We start from the raw sequence: 18,358 nt of genomic DNA, 5'->3' as shown, positions 1-18,358 counted from the left end.
CCCGTGGACAACAATCGTAAAAATTGCGGTCAGGTACTGGACTGAGATTTGGAATAATTCTAAATTACGCTCACCAGACCCAAACCGGAGGCATCCGCCATGAAGGGCAACCCGAAAGTCATCGAACGTCTGAACGAGGCCCTCTTCCTCGAACTCGGCGCAATCAACCAGTACTGGCTGCATTACCGTCTGCTGGACGATTGGGGCTACACACGCCTCGCCAAGAAGGAACGTGCTGAGTCCATTGAGGAAATGGAACACGCGGACAAGATCACGTCGCGCATCATCTTCCTCGAAGGCCACCCGAACATGCAGAAGGTTGCACCGCTGCGCATCGGTCAAGACATCAAGGAAGTTCTGGAATCGGATCTGGCTGGCGAATATGACGCCCGCGCCTCTTATTCCAAGTCCCGGGAGATCTGCCGCGAGGAAGGCGATTACGTCTCCATGCAGCTGTTCGAACAGCTTCTGTCCGACGAGGAAGGCCACATCGACTTCCTGGAAACCCAGCTTGAGCTGCTCGACAAGATCGGTGTCGAGCGCTACGGCCTGCTCCAATCCGCTCCGGCTGACGAAGCCGAGTAAGCGGCGGATACTTCACTCAATACCAGTTCAAACGCGGGCCAACTGGCCCGCGTTTTTTGTTTACTCAGGCGTTCTCATCCGTCTCTTCGGTCTCGGTAGATGACCTGACCGGCTTGATAACCTTCTTCTTTTTCGCCTTGCGGTCCAAAGCATCGAATAGCCCGCTTACGAGATGAGCGGCATTTTTCAGGTTGAACCGCGGTTTCTTGTTCGCTTCCTTCCGCCGTTTCAGCAACCCGGCTGCCATCGTCTGGGCGGCCTTTTCTCCGCTTTTGACGAGCTTCATCGACATGCGCTTGAGCTCCGGAATCTCTTCCACATCAACATCGTACAAGCCGCAGAAGTGCTCCCAGTCCACCTTGTTGACTAGGCCGGGTGACAAGTCAGCGTTTCCACTTTGGCCGGTTTCGCCCCGCTTCTTGAGCCCTTGTGACTGAGCGAAATGAAGCTGAACCGACAGTTTCACCAGATCCCCAACGCTATACTTGGCGTTCTTTCCACCTTCTCTCTGCAGACGCGCGTGCAGCAAGGTTGCGGCCTGAACAATGAGTTTGCCGTTGCGGCTATCCTGCAAAGCGGCCAGCTTGCCCAGCTCCTTCCTGATGTCCACCGGCTCGCCACCGCGTGCAGGCCCGCTGCTACCGTCACCTGGGCCACCATCACTTGGGCCACCGTTACCTGGACCACCGCCACCGCCGGGTCCTCCGGAGCCACCTGGACCTGCCGGGCCGCCCGGACCACCAGGTCCGCCTCGGGGACCTTTAAACCGGCTTCCGGCACTGGCTTCCTTCCGGGGCTTTTTCTTCCAACGGTTCAGAATGTAGTTCAGGAGCTGCTCCGAACTTAAGTCTCCCACTGATGTAAACTGCAAGGTCACCGAAAGGGCTTGCCTCAGCAAATCGTCCCGCTCAGCAATGTTGGAGGTGGCATGAGCCTCGACGATCCGGGTCGCCAGTCTCACGAACGCCGGATTGGTCCACAGTTTATCGGGTGATTGCCCGCCATCTCCAGCACCGTCGTACTCGAAGTCGTCCTTTTTCTCGTCGCCGTCTTGTTCGTTGTCGTCAGACAACTGATCGTCAAAAACAGCGTCGCCGCCAAGATCAATCTCCGCAGCAATGGACGCTTCCAGCGCGTCCATGGTCAGAGCAGGATTGCCGGTAACCTGACGGGCCAGTTCCAAGGCAGAACCAAGAGCGGCGGCTTCTGCAAGAGGGTCGTTTTTTTCCCGCGCCTCTTCAAGCCGCCTTATCAGCTGCTGGAACTCCGCATTCTGCCAGGGATCGAGGTCTTCTCCCTCCTCATCCACGTCATTGTTCCGGCTGTTTGCGCCAGCTTCGCGCCTTGCGGCAGATTCTCGCCGGGCAGCCGCCTCGTTCCGAAGGAACCCGCTGATATCGACGTCAAATTCCTCACCCGCCAGTTGCAGCAGGCGGCCTGCCGTGATGGCTTCGCCGGGTTGGGCGGCGGCACGGGCAAAGTTGACAGCCAGCCTCAGCAGACGCCGGACTTCATCATAGTCTTTGGCCATGAGGGCCGCTGCAATATCCTTGAGAAGCTCCTCCTGCGAAGGCGGCGGAGGCGGTGGCGGGATCGTGGCATCGTCATCCCCCTCATCAATTTCGCTGAGCGGCGGCGGGGGGGGAGGCGTGCCAGCCTGATCGTCGGGCTGCCAACTGTCGCGCAGAAAATCCAGCGGATCGTCACTCGGAGGCGGTGGCGGCGGCACATCATCATCACCGCCGTCATCTCCCCCCGGAGCTCCGCCACCATTGTTCCCAAGCTGCCGGGTCACCTCGCGGCGAGCCCGATCAAGGATCGTTTGCCGGATCTGGCTGATTGGCTGGGTAAGATTCAGCGAGGCCGCGGTGTTGGCCCGCAGAAGATAGGCAAGATTGTTGGCGGCCTGACCTGCATTGTATTCGTTCCCCGTCGCCAACGCGGTAACGAGCTTCCTCAACTCCCGAGTAATATCCCTCTCGTCCTGGATATTCCAGAGACGCATGAGAATACGAACGACATCCTCAATCTGTTGCTCTGTCGCCACGGCAACTACTCCTGCTAAAGGCAAAGAAAACACTCATTCTGAGTGCCTGAAGCAGGGCAGAAGGTTCGCTGACCTCCGTTATTTCTGCGGAGGCCCTGCAGATCATTGTCAGGGCAAAACAGAAACGGCCGGGATGCCCCGGCCGTCAATTTGCTGATGCTTATCCGTCGCCCCTTACTGGAAGGCCGTTTCCGAGAAGCTTCTGAGTTTGCGGGAATGCAGCCGGTCCCGGGGCATGTCGCGGAGCTTTTCGAGCGCGCGGATACCGATCTCCAGATGCTGGGCGACCTGGCGCTTGTAGAAATCCGTCGCCATGCCCGGCAGCTTCAGTTCGCCATGGAGCGGCTTGTCGGAGACGCAGAGCAGCGTTCCGTAAGGCACACGGAAGCGGAACCCGTTTGCGGCAATGGTAGCCGACTCCATATCAAGCGCGATGGCTCGGGATTGGGAGAACCGCTGAACAAGGCCGCGCTGGTCCCAGAGTTCCCAGTTCCGGTTGTCGATGGAGGCAACCGTTCCGGTGCGCATCACGCGCTTCAGCTCATAGCCGTCGTAGCCGGTCACTTCAGCCACCGCGTTTTCAAGGGCAATCTGCACTTCGGCCAGCGGCGGGATCGGCACCCAGACCGGGAGATCCTGATTGAGCACATTGTCATCGCGCACATAACCATGGGCCAGAACATAATCGCCCAGGGTCTGGCTGTTGCGCAGACCCGCGCAGTGGCCGAGCATCAGCCAGGCATAGGGGCGCAGCACCGCGATATGGTCGGTAATGGTCTTGGCGTTCGACGGGCCGACCCCGATGTTGACCATCGTAATGCCCGCATGCCCCTTCCGCTTCAGGTGATATGCCGGCATCTGGGGCAGCTTGGCAGGCTCGACACCGCTTGAGGGAGATGTCTCACCGGAGAGGGTCATCAGATTCCCAGGCTCAACGAAGGCCTCGTAACCGCTGTCCGGATCGGCGAGCAACTCACGGGACATGCGGCAGAATTCGTCGATGTAGAACTGGTAGTTGGTGAAGAGCACATAGTTCTGGAAATGCTCTGCCGCCGTTGCCGTGTAATGCTGCAAGCGGTGCAGGGAATAGTCCACCCGGGGCGCAGTGAAGGAGGCAAGCGGCATCACCCCGCCAGCCGCCTCATAAGTGCCGTTCGCAATGGAATCGTCCATGACCGTCAGATCCGGCAGATCGAACATGTCCGCTAGCGGACGGGCGATCTTGGCGGCCGCCGCCCCACCCTCGACATGGGTGCCATCATAAAAGGCGAAATGCAGCGGTATCGGCGTGTCCGAGGTTCCCACCATCACCGGCACCTGATGGTTCCGGATCAAAAGGGAAATCTGCGTTTCCAGATAGGCACGGAAGAGATCCGGCCGGGTGATCGTGGTCGAATGCGTGCCTGGCCCGGAAACGAAGCCATAGGCCAGTCGACTGTCGAGACGGAAATGGCTTTCGGTAACAATTTGAACCTGCGGATAACAAGCCCGGATGCGCCCATCCGGTTCATTTCCCTCGATCAGATCGTGGAAGCCTTTGCGGATGAAGGCCGTGTTGGCTTCGAAAATTTCAACGAGGCGCTTCACCGCCTCCTTCGCATCGGTGAACGATTCCATGGGCCAGTCAGGGGCGCTGAGAATGGGCCGCGCCCGGATACCGAGCAATCCACTAGGAGGGATGGTCAATGCGTGTCTCCTTATTGTTGTTTTTAACCGTCCAAGATCTGCCTCCGGGCTGCGAGCGTCAAGACTCATAGCCGCCAAATGCGAAACATTTTTCACAAGCTGAAAGAAACTGCAAAACTCTGCAAGGGCAGCCCGAAGTTTGGGCGTTTTCACCTCCCCTCCTGCTTCACAGGTTTGCCGGTTAGGCGTTATTGTGAGCCCAGGGCGTGGACCCATAAATTTGAAGGTAATGGCGCGTCAACTGGCACCGAAATGCAAGACGAGCGGCGAAAAGCGGGCTTTATGCCCGGTTGAGACGTTCAACGCCGCATTTCACAGCCAGTTGCGCGTGCGATAAGGATTTGGCGAATTCGTCCGGCTACAGCGTTGCAAGACTTTGCAAGCCATAGGACTTCCTGCAGTCTTGCACCTTGTATCCAAACAAATTCGCTCAAACCATTGCCTTCAAATTTATGGATCCACACCCTAAACCTCCGGCCTTCAAAGGCTGACGATCCCGCACCATTCCCTTGGAGAGTCCATGCGTTCCTTGTTTTCCCTTCGCCCGATCGCCCTTGCTGCCGGCCTCGCAGGCCTTGCCCTCGCTACCGTTCTTCCTGCAACGGCGGCTGAGCTTCCGGATCTGAAGGGACGTGAAATCGTCGTCGTAACGGAAAACGCCTATCCGCCGCTGCAGTTTGTCGACAAGACCGGCAAGGCCGTCGGCTGGGAATATGATGCCATTAACGAAATGGCCAAGCGGCTGAATTTCAAGGTTACTTACGAAAACGTCAGCTGGGATGCGATGATCCCGGCAGTGTCCAATGGACAGTTCGATCTCGGTATGACGGGCATCACGATCCGCGATGACCGCAAGGAAAAGGTCGATTTCTCCGACCCTTACATGCATTCAGAAATGCGCATGCTGGTCTCTGCCAAAGAAGACCGGTTCAGCGATGCCAAGTCCTTTGCGGCGGACAATGACTTGCTGGTTGGCGCCCAGCCCGGAACGACCCCTTTCTATGTGTCTGTCTATGACGTGCTAGATGGCGATGAAGCCAATCCCCGGATCAAACTATTCGAGACCATCGGCGCCGCCGTGCAGGCCCTGCGGGCGGGCGACGTGGATCTCGTCCTGACCGACAGCACCGGCGGCAACGGCTATGTTGCCGCCTATCCGGACACCTACAAACTGGTTGGCGAGCCGCTCGGAGCTGAAGACTTCGGCTTCATCTTCAAGAAGGGCTCGGACCTTGTCGCTCCGATCAACGCGGCCATTGCGGACATGAAGGCGGACGGCACCTTCGACAAGCTGAACCAGAAGTGGTTCGTCGACTACAAGATGGGCGAGTGAGGCCAAGGCTCCGGCGCTTGCCGGAGCCGTCCGCGTTCATGGCACAGTCACCCCGCACCCCATCAACAGCCGATTTCCCCTACTGGCTCGTCGCAGCTGGCGGGATTGCTGCCTATCTTCTGTTCCAGATCGCTGCAGACGACGTCTATCGAGAAATCCTGATCATCACGGCAAAGGGCGTGGGCGTCACCATATTCGTGACCCTGACGGCCTTCACCCTGGCCTCGCTTGGCGGTCTGGCCCTGGCGGTCGGCTCTCTTTCACGCTTTCTTGTTCTCCGGCAGCTCTCGCGGTTCTACATTGAGATCGTGCGCGGCGTGCCGGTCATGGTCCTTCTGCTTTATGTGGCCTTTGTCGCCTCCCCCGCCCTTGTCGCAGCCGTCAACTGGGGCCTTGAGGCCATGGGCACGGACTTTTCGATCCGTTCGCGGGACTTTTCTCTCCTCTGGCGGGCTATTCTGGCCCTCTCGATCGGCTACTCGGCCTTTATCGCGGAAGTGTTCCGGGCGGGCATCCAGGCGGTCGACAAGGGGCAGATCGAGGCAGCCGAGGCCCTCGGCATGGGGCCGTGGCTCCGTTTCCGGCTGATCATCTTCCCGCAGGCCCTGCGCACGATTCTCCCGCCGCTCGGCAATGACTTCATCGCCCTGATCAAGGACAGTTCCCTCGTTTCCGTTCTGGGCGTCGCGGATATCACGCAGCTTGGAAAGGTGTACGCTGCAGGGTCGTTCCGCTTCTTCGAGACCTACAATGTGGTGGCCCTGCTCTATCTGCTGATGACGGTGACGCTTTCCCTTGCGCTGCGCCGCTTCGAAGCAGGCAAGCAATACAAGGGGCACTGAGGCTTCGGGCCGCCGTCATTCGTCCCCACGTGGTTAAAAATAGAAAGCCGGAATGCATGCCGTTTCGGCTTTTTGATAAAAAATGAGGGGCCGCACGCCCGGGTCATTTTAACCTTGGCGTCCCTGTTCGGGACAGGCTGTCCGATGGAAACTGCAGATTTCCGGCCTTTCTGTCAGGCCAGCACCGTTAACTTCCATTAAGACTTTTACCAATGTAAACAAAGCATTGATTCATTAGGAAATTTCTCTTTCGCAACTTAACGCCTGATTTACCAAAACCGGTAACCATGACACTCGAAATTGCGTGAGGTTTTGCGTCGCAATGAGTGTACTGCGTACCGGGGTGTCCACCGTGGCACCCCTTTCCCCCTCCGGGTCCGCCGCTGATGCGGCATGGCTCGACACGATCATCAAGGGCGACTGTGTAGCCGCCCTCAACCGGCTGCCGTCCAAGTCAGTCGATCTGGTGTTTGCCGATCCGCCGTACAATCTTCAATTGGGCGGGGATCTGCACAGGCCCGACGACTCAAAGGTCGACGCTTGCGACGACCACTGGGATCAGTTCGAGAGCTTCGAGGCCTATGATGCCTTCACCCGCGCCTGGCTGCTGGCCGTGCGCCGCGTGATGAAGGACGACGGCTCGATTTATGTGATCGGCTCTTATCACAACATCTTCCGCGTTGGCGCGATCCTTCAGGATCTCGGCTTCTGGATCATGAACGACATCATCTGGGTGAAGTCGAACCCCATGCCAAACTTCCGCGGCAAACGGTTCACCAATGCTCATGAGACCATGATCTGGGCGACCAAGTCGAAGACGGCAAAGCCAACGTTCAATTACGATGCGCTGAAGACCTTCAACGACGACCTGCAGATGCGTTCCGACTGGCACCTGCCGCTTTGCACAGGCGGCGAGCGTCTGAAGGACGATGACGGTCAGAAGGTTCATCCGACCCAGAAGCCCGAAAGCCTGCTCTACCGGGTGCTGACGGCTTCCTCCAAGCCGGGCGACGTGGTTCTGGATCCTTTCTTTGGCACAGGCACCACAGGTGCGGTTGCCAAGAAGCTGGGCCGCCACTTCGTTGGTGTCGAGCGGGAACAATCCTATATCGATGCGGCAACGGCCCGGATCGAAGCCATTGAGGCGGGCGCTGGTGTTTCCCTGGAAATGCAAAAGGGCAAGCGTGCTGAACCGCGCATTCCATTCGGCAACCTGCTGGAGGCCGGACTGCTTGAACCGGGTACGGAACTCTCCTGCGCCAAGGGCCGCCATCTGGCGGTGGTCCGGGCGGATGGCTCGCTGAAGTGCGGCGACTACGTGGGGTCGATCCACAAGGTCGGTGCTTTGGTTCAAGGCGCCGTGTCCTGTAACGGCTGGACCTTCTGGCACACGAGTAAGGGGCGCTCCCGTTCTCCGATTGACGAGTTGCGCCAGCAAATCCGATCCCGCCTGCAGGCATAAGCAGGAACGACCTCGCGATTCCCCGCGACGCTTGAATCCCCGGTCTTCATCTGAAGGCCGGGGATTTTTTATTGTAAAATCATGACCGCTTTCACAGAACCACTTAACAGAAGACATTTTGTTCAGCAGGCGGCCTGCCTTTCGAGAGACATGGAGTGTTGCGCTCTACTCGCCATCTGCGCTTCCAGCAAGCGGCTGATTTCAGCTGCAGGCACAGGCCGTCCGGTTAGATATCCCTGAACACTGTCGCACCCCAGACGGCGCAAGACGTCAAGCTGACGCTCTGTTTCGACGCCCTCCGCCGTGACAAAGTGGCCAAGCCGGTGAGCAACATCAATGACGGAACTGATAAGTACCTCTGCGTTTGGATCATTGCCGATGGAATCAATTATCGACTTGTCGATTTTGAGGTGGTCAAACGGCAAGTGGTAAAGCTGGGACAGGTTGGAGTAACCGATACCGTAGTCATCGATTGCGATTCCGAAGCCAGCGGCTTTCAGCCGCTCAAGCTGCCGGCGTACCTTGACAAAATTGGCCATGGCAACGGTTTCGGTCAGCTCGATCTCAAAGTCTGCCGGTGAGATCTCCTGGCTGAGGCAAAACAGAATAAAGCTGTCCGCAAATTTTTCGTTCGCAAACTGCCCGGGACAGATGTTGATTGCCACGACAAGAGGCAAGCCGATCTTTTTCCACGTCTTCAGGCATTCGGCAGATTGACGAACCACCTCTTGACCCAACTTCGGCAGAAGGCCGCTCTCCGCCGCTATTTCCAGGAACTCGCCCGGAGTTAGCAAACCCAGTTCCGGATGCCGCCACCGGACCAGAGCCTCGACACTTGAGATGCTCCCATCACTCAAACGGATCTTGGGTTGAAAATGAACCTCAAGTTCGCCCCTATCAAGACCTGCGACCAGGTCGGCGGTCATCCTGGCCCGCTTTACGGCCTTGTCCCTCATGGTCTGATCGAAAATCACCAAACGGCTGCGGCCCTGCGTTTTGGCTTCGTACATTGCCAGATCGGCAAACTTGATAAGATCCTCTAAGGTGCAAGCCTCTTCATTCAGAATTGCTGCGCCGACAGACGCTCCGATCTGGATTATTTGCCCGCCAAAAACAAAAGGCTCGCTCATGACCTCTACGATGCGATTGGCAACCAGAGCGGCTTCACTCCGGTCAGCTCCAGGAAGAACAGCGACAAACTCATCACCGGCAAATCGGAACAAACACCGCTCGCGAGACTCCCAAGCAATCTGAGGTTCGTCAGTTTTCCTCCCATAGTTTTTGCGCTTAATCAGCAAACCCTGATTCCAAAGCCGTTTGGAGGCCTCGCGCAGCACCATGTCTCCTGCTGCGTGACCATAGGCGTCGTTCACCTGCTTAAAATGGTCGAGATCGATAAATAGCAAAGCACCTGTGAGACCGGTCTCTCCATTCAGTGCTTCCTCCAGTGCAGCACGGTTTGGCAAACCTGTGATGGCATCCTCATAGGCAAGCGTACGGATGCGTGCGACATTGGCATTCAATCGTCTCACCATCTTACCAAAGCTGTCAGCGAGACCGCCTACTTCGCACTGACACTCCACATTCACAGGGGTTTCATAGTCTCCGTTGGCGATAGCTTCCGTGCTTGCCTTCAGATTCTCGATTGGGCGCGTCAGGTTACCGGCCATAAGATAAGTGCCGAGAGCAGCTCCAAGCACGACAAGACCTGTCACGAGATATCCCTCGCCCGGTCCCTGCAGGCTGCCAGAACTCCAGAACCCAGCGTAAGCAGCAGCACTGCCGAAGAAAAACGACATCAGCGCGAAACGGATCCGGATACTGTTGAGTCCTCTACCAAACTTTGACGGCATTTTTACCTCGGCAATTGGAAGAGCCAATTATGCCGCGAAGGTCTAAAGATCCCTGAACTTCAGCTTAAAAAGTGCGTTACTTTGGAGTATATTTCATGAAACTATGTAATTTTAATTCCAATTTTAATTACACGCCTCTACGTCATCTGAAAGGCCGGAGGGAGTAGTCCTTCCGGCCTGAACACGGTCATTGAAAGGCAACAAGCGCCTTCTTGCGGCGGCCGATCGCCAGGGACAGGCGCTCTCCCGCAGCCAAATCGCCAATGGCCAGAGTTCTGCGCGGATCCTGAATGACAGAGCCGTTGAGACGGACCCCGCCACCCTCCACCAGCCGCCGGGCCTCGCTGTTCGAGGCAGCGAAGCCAAGCTCTGAGATCAGCTCCAGAAGACCGAGCCCGTCCGCCAGACGGCGGCTCTCAAGGCGGTGAGTCGGCTCTGCCTGCTCCCAGCTGCCCGAGAACAGGGCATCCCCTTGCTCAAGGGCATGACGAGCGGCTTCCGCCCCGTGCACAATGGTTGTTACCTGGGTCGCCAGAACCTTCTTGGCTTCATTGCGCTCCTCACCTTCCAGCGCGGAGAGGCGCTCTACCTCCCGGATCGGCAGTTCCGTGAAGAGGCGAAGGAACCTTGGCAAATCAGCGTCCGCCGTGTTGCGCCAGAACTGCCAGAAGGCGAAGGGGGACATGCGGTCCGGATCTAGCCAGATCGCGCCTGCGGCCGTCTTGCCCATCTTGTGCCCGGCAGCAGTCGTCAGCAACGGCACTGTCAGACCGAAGAGCTGACGCCCGTCCACCTTGCGGCCAAGCTCCACACCGTTGACGATATTTCCCCACTGATCGGAGCCGCCAATCTGCAGCTCGCAATCCGTACGTTTCGAGAGTTCCAGGAAATCGACGGCTTGCAGCATCATGTAGCAGAATTCCAGCACCGTCATCGGCGACTGCGCTTCAAGCCGCGAGCGCACCGCGTCGAAGGTCACCATGCGGTTGACGGTGAAGTGCTGGCCATAGAGACGGAGGAACTCCAGGAAACGGACCTCTGTCAACCAGGCAGCATTGTTGAGGATGCGCCCGCCGGCTTCCGGCGAGAGGTCGAACAGACGGGAAACCGTGCGGAAAATGCCGGTCAGATTCCGGTCGATCTCCATCTGGTCGAGCAGCGGACGGCCTTCGCTCTTGAAGCTCGGATCGCCAACAAGGCTGGTGCCTCCGCCCAGAACGACAATCGGCCAATGTCCGAGGTTCTGCAGCCAGCGCATCGCCATCAGCGGCAAAAGGTGCCCGGCGTGGAGGCTCGCAGCCGTCGCATCAAACCCGGAGTAGAGAGTGACCGGCCCGTTCGCCAGGCGCGCATCAAGCGCTTCCAGGTCCGTGCATTGATGCACGAGCCCGCGCTCGAACAGCACTTGCAGGGCTTCGGATTTGAGTTTTGTGGCCGGTTTTCCGGCCTCGATCATATGCTGTGTCATTTCGGCTTTTCCTGGAGTTCCGCCGCCAGGAGAGCCTTTGAAAACCAAAAAGCCGCCTGACGCGGCGGCTTTTTCGGGTTCTAGTTTATGAGCAAGATCCTACGCAGCCGCCGGTATGTCGGAGACGTAATAAAAATACGCGAAGGAGGTGGCTGCGATCTTGGTCATGGGCGAATTTGTGCGGCATGCCAGCCGCCCTGTCAAGAGCCTCTTGCCCTGCGCAGGTCTGCGCTCCGCCCGCCTCCATCGCCCCCAAGGCATTGCCCAAACTGAAGGCATACGGTTGCCCGATTTCCATAGTGCAATTTATGAGTGCTAAACTTCTTTCCGCACACATTGAATTGAGAAAGGGGTGTCCATGTCTTCTGACCCAAAGCCGTTTCTATCCGCACCGGTACAGACTTCCGCAGAGCAGTCCCTGCCCTGCAACATGACCTTCAGCTATTCGAAGCTGGCCGAAGGAAACTATGCCGTCTCGCTCTTCGGTTTCACCGCTGGACCGCCCGCGACGATCAACTCACCTCAGCTGATCGTTTCCGGATACAACCCGGCAGCCTTCTTCAATGGCTGGTCACTCGGCGGCCAGTATGGCGCCTATGCCATGGCCTATCTGGGCGAGGATAACGGCGTTCCGGCGCTGTTCTTCCAGGGCTGGATCACCAGCATCGAGAGCGGGGCGGCGTTCCAATATGTCAGCTACACCTTCCCGCTGAGCTGACCCCCTGCCGCCGCTTGCGGCGGGCCTGATCGATATTGAGCCGCCTGCAGCGGGCCGGTTCAATACAGCCAGCTGCAGGCGGCTCAACTGTCCGGAAGCTGCCGTTGTCTTCCCCGGTTGACGCATTAGGACATTTGACCTATTAATTAGGTCAAATGTCCTAATCAGGAAGCTCACTCCGTGAAAAACCGTAAAACCCGTGAGGCGATTGTCTCGGCTGCCGACACGCTCTTCTACGAGCGCGGCTTCGAAGCCACCTCCTTTGCGGATATCGCTGCGGCGGTCGAAATTTCGCGCGGCAATTTCTATTACCACTTCAAGACCAAGGACGAGATCCTTAGCGCGGTGATTGCCAAGCGGATCGAGGACCGCAGGGCGATGCTGGCCAAATGGGGGGAGGCCTTGGCGCCCCGGGATCGGATCTTGCGCTTCATTGAGATCCTGATCACCAACCAGAGCAAGATCATGACCTTCGGCTGTCCGGTTGGAACCCTTGCCACGGAGCTGTCCAAGCTCGCACACCCGGCCCAGCCGGATGCCAACCAGATTTTCAGCGTGTTCCGCGACTGGCTTCGTCTGCAATTTGAAGAGCTTGGCTGCGGCGGGCGCTCCGACGATCTCGCCATGCATCTATTGATGCGCAGCCAGGGCATCGCGACCTTGGCCGCCGCCTACAAGGACGAAGCCTTCATCCGCAGGGAAGCCGCGGACATGACCGGATGGCTTCAAAGCCAGCTTGACCCGTCCAAGGCCTCACCCCGCCCAAGCCACTAAACTTCAGCAAAGGACCCGGAAGATGTTTGCAGTGTTTTTGACCTTCGGCCCCAATCGCAGCGAAGCCCCCACGCATATGAGCGGCCACAACGACTGGATCCGGAAAGGCTTCGAGGACGGCGTGTTCCTTGTGACCGGAAGCCTCGTTCCTGGCAAGGGCGGCATGGTTCTGGCGCATAACCTCACCCGGGAAGAGTTGGAAGCCCGGGTTTCCCAGGATCCCTTCGTCGTGGAAAAAGTCGTGATCGCCGAAATCCACGAAATTCAGCCTTCCCGCGTGGACGACCGCCTGTCGTTTCTCGCGGCATAGAGGAAAAAACCCGAAGCGTTTCCGCTCCGGGGTTTTCTTTTCTCGGTCTCAGGCTCTTACTCTGCCGGTTTCAGGGGATCCGTTTCAAGACCGGGGGGCCCGCGTCTCCACCGACCCACGCCATCGCGCCTGCCAGGTGGTCAGTTGCCCATCTCGTCAATGCTCCAGGAGAGCGGCCAGCCTTCCGGCGGTCCTGTCACGCCGTCGCACTGGGTCTTTTCCAGATACGTGATCAACTCATATTCACCGCTTTCAGCCATTTCCTCGTGGCGTTCGAAAACACCGCAATCATAGTTCGGAGAGGAATAGGTCGTCCCCGTCACCTGACGGGTTTGCGGGTCATAGGTCAGGTTGTTGACGAGCGCATGGTTCGGCTCGTTCAGGCCAGGAGGCGTTTCAAACTCAAGCCAGGTTGTGACGTCCGGATTGGAGGCAACATACCGCGCCATGTAGTAAGGCACATTGGCATCGGCCATTCCGCAAGGCACGATCCATGTTTCCTCATCTCCAGCGACAAAGACCTGAGCGCCGAACCCTGGCACCGCTTCGTCCAGTTGGCAATTCAATCCGCTATAGCCGAGAAACCGGACCCTTTCGGGGATCTCATTGACATCATAAATCAGCATCGCGCTCGCGGCGTCTTGTGAGGGCATCACCGGCGGAGGAAGGTCATTGGCGGGGGCCTGCGGGGCAGCAAGAGCAGTGCCCGCACTGGCACTTTGGGTTGACGCTGGAGCGGCCTTTTCCTTTGCGCCCTGCGTGGAGGATGCCAAACGGTCAAGCTCCAGACTTGCGTCCGCGGGAACCCCTCCCCAAGCCACGATCGCGTCCTGTTTGCCAATCCGTCCTTGCTCCTGGTCCATACGCAGGAGGGCGTGGGTCAGTCCGGTCAGCGGCACGTCGTAGCTGAGCGTGCCGTCCTTGCCGCCAAACTCAATCTGAACACGGGCTGAGAGACCAAGGCGCAAGTTTTCGATGAGCGGCCGGTCAGCGACGCCCCCGAAAGTCATTTCATTGCCCTCGTAGATTTGTCTGGCCTTGCCGAAAAAGCCGTAATTCTCGCCGGTTCCGGACACTTCAATCCGGGCCATCACACCCTCACTCAGGGGCGTTTGGGGCCGAAGCGTTACATAGACCTCAGCCTCCGGCTTTCCCCCACGTTCCACTTTCAGGCGGAATGCTTCGCCGTTAGATGCCGTCCCATGAGCCTCGGCGATGCAATAATTGCTATCGCGGCAGCGCAGAGACCAGTCACCAAAAGACGTCCTTTGAAGATCGGCATGGGCTATGGGAACACCACTGCAAACCGCAAGCACAGCGATCATGGCTTTTTGAAACGACCAAAGCTGCCGCTTCAATACTCCAAAACCGCCTTCTCTCTTCCACAGATAGGCAATCATAACGTCCCCCAGTCCAGATCTGTCCGCCCGTGATAGTCCCGGCCAAGCAAAACACAAAATCGTCCTGGATAGGGAAATTTCCGGTCTCAAATCATGCCAGCATGCGTCTTTTGGCTCAGAACGCTCTGGTTTGGACGGAAAGCATCGCCATGCAGCGAAAGGCGTGTGCCCCAGAGGAAAAACCTCCGGGGCAGCATCTCTTGGCTTGATCCGCTCTTACTCTGCCGCGACCGGCGTCACCTCTGCCGGCTCCGGCTCGGTCCATTTCAGGATCGGGCTCCGGGCCGCCTTGGTTTCATCCAGGCGGCGGCGCGGTGAATAGTAAGGCGCGCCGGAGAAGCGGGCGGTCTCGCCCCGCTTGGCGCTCATGACCAGATCCCGCATGGTGGCGATGAAGAGATCGAGGGCGGCGCGGCTTTCGCTTTCCGTCGGCTCGATCAGCATGGCCCCATGGACGACCAGCGGGAAATACATGGTCATCGGGTGATAGCCCTCGTCGATCATCGCCTTGGCGAAGTCGAGCGTGGTCACGCCCGTGTCCTTCAGGAAGGTGTCGTCGAACAGCACTTCGTGCATGCAGGGACGCTCGCCGAAAGGCAGGCTCATGAGATCCTGCAGGCCGACGCGGACATAGTTCGCATTCAGCACCGCATCCTCGGACGCCTGGCGCAGGCCGTCTGACCCGTGGCTCAGCATGTAGCTGAGGGCACGGACATACATGCCCATCTGGCCGTGGAAGGCGGTCATGCGGCCGAAAGGCTTTTCGCCTTCAACCGTACCAGCCGCGGTTTCCACCAGAACCGGGCCGTTCTCACCCTTGCGGATGAAGGGCAGCGGCGCGAAAGGCGCGAGACGGTCAGACAGGACCACCGGACCGGAACCCGGACCGCCGCCGCCATGGGGCGTGGAGAAGGTCTTGTGCAGGTTGATGTGCATGGCATCGACGCCCAGATCCCCCGGGCGGGCCTTGCCGACGATGGCATTGAAGTTGGCGCCGTCGCAGTAGAAATAGGCATCGGCTGCATGAATGGCCGCTGCGATCTCGATGATATCCCGCTCGAACAAGCCGCAGGTGTTCGGGTTGGTCAGCATGATCGCGGCAATGTTGCCTTGATGCTCGGCAATTGTGCGCTTCAGGGCATCCAGATCGACGGTGCCGTCTTCATCCCGGGCATCAATGTTGACGACCTTGTAGCCGAGGAGCGCCGCTGTTGCCGGGTTGGTGCCATGGGCACTTTCGGGAACCAGAACGATCTTCGGATCACGGCCCGCCGCCGTATGGGCCGCCTTGATCGCCATCATGCCGCAAAGCTCGCCATGGGCGCCGGCCTTCGGGCTCATGGCAACCGCAGACGTGCCGGTCAGGGTCATCAGCCAATGGCTCAGCTGGTCAATCAGCTCGACCGCGCCCTTGACAGTGGACAGGGGCTGAAGCGGATGGATATCCCCGAAGCCCGGCAGCCGCGCCATCTTCTCGTTGAGGCGCGGATTGTGCTTCATGGTGCAGGAGCCCAGCGGATAGAGGCCGCTGTCGATGGCGTAGTTGTTCCGCGACAGGCGCACGTAATGGCGCATGGCTTCCGGCTCTGCCAGACCCGGCAGCTCCAGCGCGTCCTTGCGCTCATGGCCGCCAAGTTCGGGAACGAAATCTTCCGGTTCATCGAGATCGACGCCGGTCACATCCAGGCGGCCGAATTCGAAGATCAACGGCTCTTCCATGTCGAGCGCACGGTTGCCGGTAAAGGTCTTCGGACGGAAAGCCTCGCCCGCGTCGCCCGCAGAGGTCGGGCGTCCCTGAGTGTTCATGCTCATGCCAGCACCTCCTTCAGAGCGGCGGCAAAGTCTGCGCGGTCTTCATCGGTGTTCACTTCCGTTGAGGCTACCACCAGCAGGTTTTCAAGCTCCGGCTTGCCCGGAATCAGGCGGGAGACAGGGACACCGGCCAGGATGCCCTTTTCGGCCAGCGCTTCAACGACGCTATGAGCGGCCTTCGGCAGCTTGACGGTGAATTCGTTGAAATAGGCGGTGTTCAGAACCTCGACGCCCGGAACAGCTGCGAGCTGCGCCTTCAGCTTCACCGCATTGGCGTGATTGATCCGCGCCAGCTTCTTCAGCCCCGTGCCGCCCAGAAGCGACATGTGAATGGTGAAGGCCAGGCAGCAGAGGCCCGAGTTGGTGCAGATGTTGGACGTCGCCTTGTCGCGGCGGATGTGCTGCTCGCGGGTCGACAGCGTCAGCACGAAGCCGCGCTTGCCATCCACGTCAGTGGTTTCACCGCACAGACGGCCCGGCATCTGACGGACGTATTTCTGGCGCGTTGCAAAGAGACCGACATAGGGGCCGCCAAAGTTCAGGCCGTTGCCGATAGACTGGCCCTCGCCAACAACGATATCCGCGCCCTGGGTTCCCGGCGGCTCGATCAGGCCGAGGGACACCACTTCGGTGAAGACCGCGACCAGAAGCGCGCCGCACTCATGAGCCTTTTCGGCAATCGGCTTCAGATCGATGATCTGGCCATAGAAATTCGGCGACTGAACGACGACGCAGGAGGTTTCCTTGTCGATCTGCGACAGGATGTCTTCCGTGCCGGTCGGGTCGGCTGGCAGCGCCACAACCGCGTCACCGGCCTGACCGGAGAGGCCCTCGACCACTTCACGGTACTGGGGATGCAGACCGCCGGAGAGGACCGCCTTCTTGCGCTTGGTGACCCGGTGCGCCATCAGCACAGCTTCGCCAGTGCCGGTGGAGCCGTCATACATAGAGGCGTTGGCCACATCCATAGCGGTCAAGCGGGCAACCTGGGTCTGGAACTCAAACAGATACTGCAAGGTCCCTTGGGTGATTTCCGGCTGATACGGCGTGTAGCTCGTCAGGAACTCGGACCGCTGGATCAGATGATCGACGGTGGAGGGGACATGGTGCTTGTAGGCACCCGCCCCTACGAAGAACGGCACGGACGAAGCCGGAACGTTCTTGGCGGCCAAAGCGGACAGCTGGCGCTCCACCTGCAGCTCGCCAGCGCGGCGCGGCAGATCCACCAGATCGTTCAGACGGGCCTTTGCGGGAATGTCCGCGAACAGCTCGTCAATGCTGTCGACGCCCACGCGGGCCAGCATGTCGGCCCGGTCGGTATCGCTTAAAGGCAGGTAGCGCATCTCGCGGCTCCCAGTTTGGTTTAAACTCATATCGAGGAAGAACAGGTCCGTTCCTCCATTCACCCCGGCCAAGCGAAGCGCCGAGCCGGGGCCTAATCATTTCCAGAGCCGCGCAAAGCGCGTCTTCATCTCATCGGCATCGCATCTGCAAGCCTCACCGCGATTGGGTCCCGGTTTTTCGGCTGCGCCTGCGCCCGGGAGGACGATGGAGAGGCTTTCGCTCTATTGCGAAATCAGCTTCGCCGGTTGCGGCTTCACGATTATCCCGCATTTTACGGAGTTCGCGATGAAGCAGACCTCATGCGCCTCGTGATGAAGCGCCTCCAGCTGGTCGGCATCCGGTTCGGCGTCGGCCCGGAAGGTGATGACCGGACGGAGCGTCACCCTGGTGATGCCCATGCGCTTTGGTTCGCCTGGCGCTGAAATCACCTCCATCAGCGCTTCGGCCTTGCCCTCATAAGCCGAAATGACGAAACCGGCCCGGCGGGCGAGATCCAGAAACGTCATCATGTGGCAGGAGGAGACGGCAGCGGCAAAGGCCTCTTCCGGATCCACGGCGGCTTCGGAGGAAAGCGGCAGCGGTACGACAAGAGGCGAGGCAGAGGCCGGCACCTCGACACCGCCGTCGAACCGCCAGACATGCGCGCGTGAATACCGCCCTTTCGGGAAGCTTTCGCCTTCGCATGTCCAGAGGACTTCCGCTGTGTAGAGGTGCCCGCTCATGA

General features: G+C 59.0%; 15 protein-coding genes. 7 read left to right on the top strand and 8 right to left on the bottom strand.

The annotated features are described in order from the left end of the window. Positions 1-99 precede the first annotated feature (99 nt). Complete coding sequence (gene bfr, locus IG616_RS15930; protein ID WP_192149151.1) at positions 100-585, top strand: bacterioferritin; 486 nt, start codon at positions 100-102, stop codon at positions 583-585. 64 nt (positions 586-649) lie between these two features. Here bfr and IG616_RS15925 read toward each other — a convergent pair whose 3' ends face one another. Beyond that, positions 650-2,632, bottom strand: coding sequence for a hypothetical protein (locus IG616_RS15925; protein ID WP_192149150.1), 1,983 nt, complete (start codon positions 2,630-2,632; stop codon positions 650-652). Positions 2,633-2,806: 174 nt separating this feature from the next. Beyond that, positions 2,807-4,249, bottom strand: coding sequence for an AMP nucleosidase (locus tag IG616_RS15920; protein WP_192149198.1), 1,443 nt, complete (start codon positions 4,247-4,249; stop codon positions 2,807-2,809). Positions 4,250-4,838: 589 nt separating this feature from the next. On the opposite strand from IG616_RS15920, the gene IG616_RS15915 reads away from it, so the two are divergent. The 3 genes from IG616_RS15915 (at position 4,839) to IG616_RS15905 (ending at position 7,955) form a co-directional block, all read left to right on the top strand. Beyond that, positions 4,839-5,651 (top strand): transporter substrate-binding domain-containing protein, encoded by an 813-nt coding sequence (locus IG616_RS15915; RefSeq protein WP_192149149.1) that lies wholly within the window; start codon positions 4,839-4,841, stop codon positions 5,649-5,651. Between the two features lie 38 nt (positions 5,652-5,689). Next, a complete protein-coding gene (locus tag IG616_RS15910; protein WP_192149148.1) occupies positions 5,690-6,493 on the top strand; it encodes an amino acid ABC transporter permease in 804 nt (267 codons plus the stop codon). Between the two features lie 322 nt (positions 6,494-6,815). Continuing rightward, positions 6,816-7,955 carry a site-specific DNA-methyltransferase gene (locus IG616_RS15905; RefSeq protein WP_192149147.1) on the top strand — a complete coding sequence of 380 codons (1,140 nt, stop codon included), beginning with the start codon at positions 6,816-6,818 and terminating at the stop codon, positions 7,953-7,955. 122 nt (positions 7,956-8,077) lie between these two features. Here IG616_RS15905 and IG616_RS15900 read toward each other — a convergent pair whose 3' ends face one another. Together IG616_RS15900 and tyrS are read right to left on the bottom strand one after the other, a co-directional pair. Continuing rightward, complete coding sequence (locus IG616_RS15900; protein ID WP_192149146.1) at positions 8,078-9,808, bottom strand: putative bifunctional diguanylate cyclase/phosphodiesterase; 1,731 nt, start codon at positions 9,806-9,808, stop codon at positions 8,078-8,080. A gap of 187 nt (positions 9,809-9,995) precedes the next feature. Further along, the gene (gene tyrS / locus IG616_RS15895) at positions 9,996-11,276 is read right to left on the bottom strand and encodes a tyrosine--tRNA ligase (protein ID WP_192149145.1); all 1,281 of its coding nucleotides are present in this window, start codon (positions 11,274-11,276) and stop codon (positions 9,996-9,998) included. Positions 11,277-11,634: 358 nt separating this feature from the next. Here tyrS and IG616_RS15890 point away from each other — a divergent pair, with 358 nt between their 5' ends. The 3 genes from IG616_RS15890 (at position 11,635) to IG616_RS15880 (ending at position 13,078) form a co-directional block, all read left to right on the top strand. Beyond that, positions 11,635-11,994 carry a hypothetical protein gene (locus IG616_RS15890; RefSeq protein ID WP_192149144.1) on the top strand — a complete coding sequence of 120 codons (360 nt, stop codon included), beginning with the start codon at positions 11,635-11,637 and terminating at the stop codon, positions 11,992-11,994. Between the two features lie 180 nt (positions 11,995-12,174). Beyond that, on the top strand, positions 12,175-12,768 hold the full coding sequence (locus tag IG616_RS15885; RefSeq protein ID WP_192149143.1) for a TetR family transcriptional regulator: 594 nt from the start codon (positions 12,175-12,177) through the stop codon (positions 12,766-12,768). 22 nt (positions 12,769-12,790) lie between these two features. Continuing rightward, entirely contained in the window at positions 12,791-13,078 is a 288-nt protein-coding gene (locus tag IG616_RS15880; protein ID WP_192149142.1) for a YciI family protein, read from the top strand. 140 nt (positions 13,079-13,218) lie between these two features. Here the strand turns inward: IG616_RS15880 and IG616_RS15875 are convergent, their stop codons facing one another. The 4 genes from IG616_RS15875 to IG616_RS15860 all read right to left on the bottom strand — a co-directional run bounded on the left by IG616_RS15875 (position 13,219) and on the right by IG616_RS15860 (position 18,356). After that, positions 13,219-14,478, bottom strand: a complete 1,260-nt coding sequence (locus IG616_RS15875; RefSeq protein WP_192149141.1) for a DUF1176 domain-containing protein — start codon at positions 14,476-14,478, stop codon at positions 13,219-13,221. Between the two features lie 216 nt (positions 14,479-14,694). Beyond that, positions 14,695-16,290, bottom strand: coding sequence for an aminomethyl-transferring glycine dehydrogenase subunit GcvPB (gene gcvPB / locus IG616_RS15870; protein ID WP_192149140.1), 1,596 nt, complete (start codon positions 16,288-16,290; stop codon positions 14,695-14,697). Beyond that, positions 16,287-17,633, bottom strand: coding sequence for an aminomethyl-transferring glycine dehydrogenase subunit GcvPA (gene gcvPA, locus IG616_RS15865; RefSeq protein ID WP_192149139.1), 1,347 nt, complete (start codon positions 17,631-17,633; stop codon positions 16,287-16,289). The genes gcvPB and gcvPA overlap by 4 nt, the downstream gene beginning before the upstream one ends. Positions 17,634-17,855: 222 nt before the next feature. Beyond that, positions 17,856-18,356, bottom strand: coding sequence for an OsmC family protein (locus tag IG616_RS15860; RefSeq protein ID WP_192149138.1), 501 nt, complete (start codon positions 18,354-18,356; stop codon positions 17,856-17,858). Positions 18,357-18,358 lie beyond the last annotated feature (2 nt).

Source organism: Roseibium litorale, from assembly GCF_014842915.1.
Taxonomy (GTDB): Bacteria; Pseudomonadota; Alphaproteobacteria; order Rhizobiales; family Stappiaceae; genus Roseibium; species Roseibium litorale.
The sequence above is the reverse complement of the archived record's forward strand: the minus strand, read 5'-3'. Positions and strand labels throughout refer to the sequence as shown.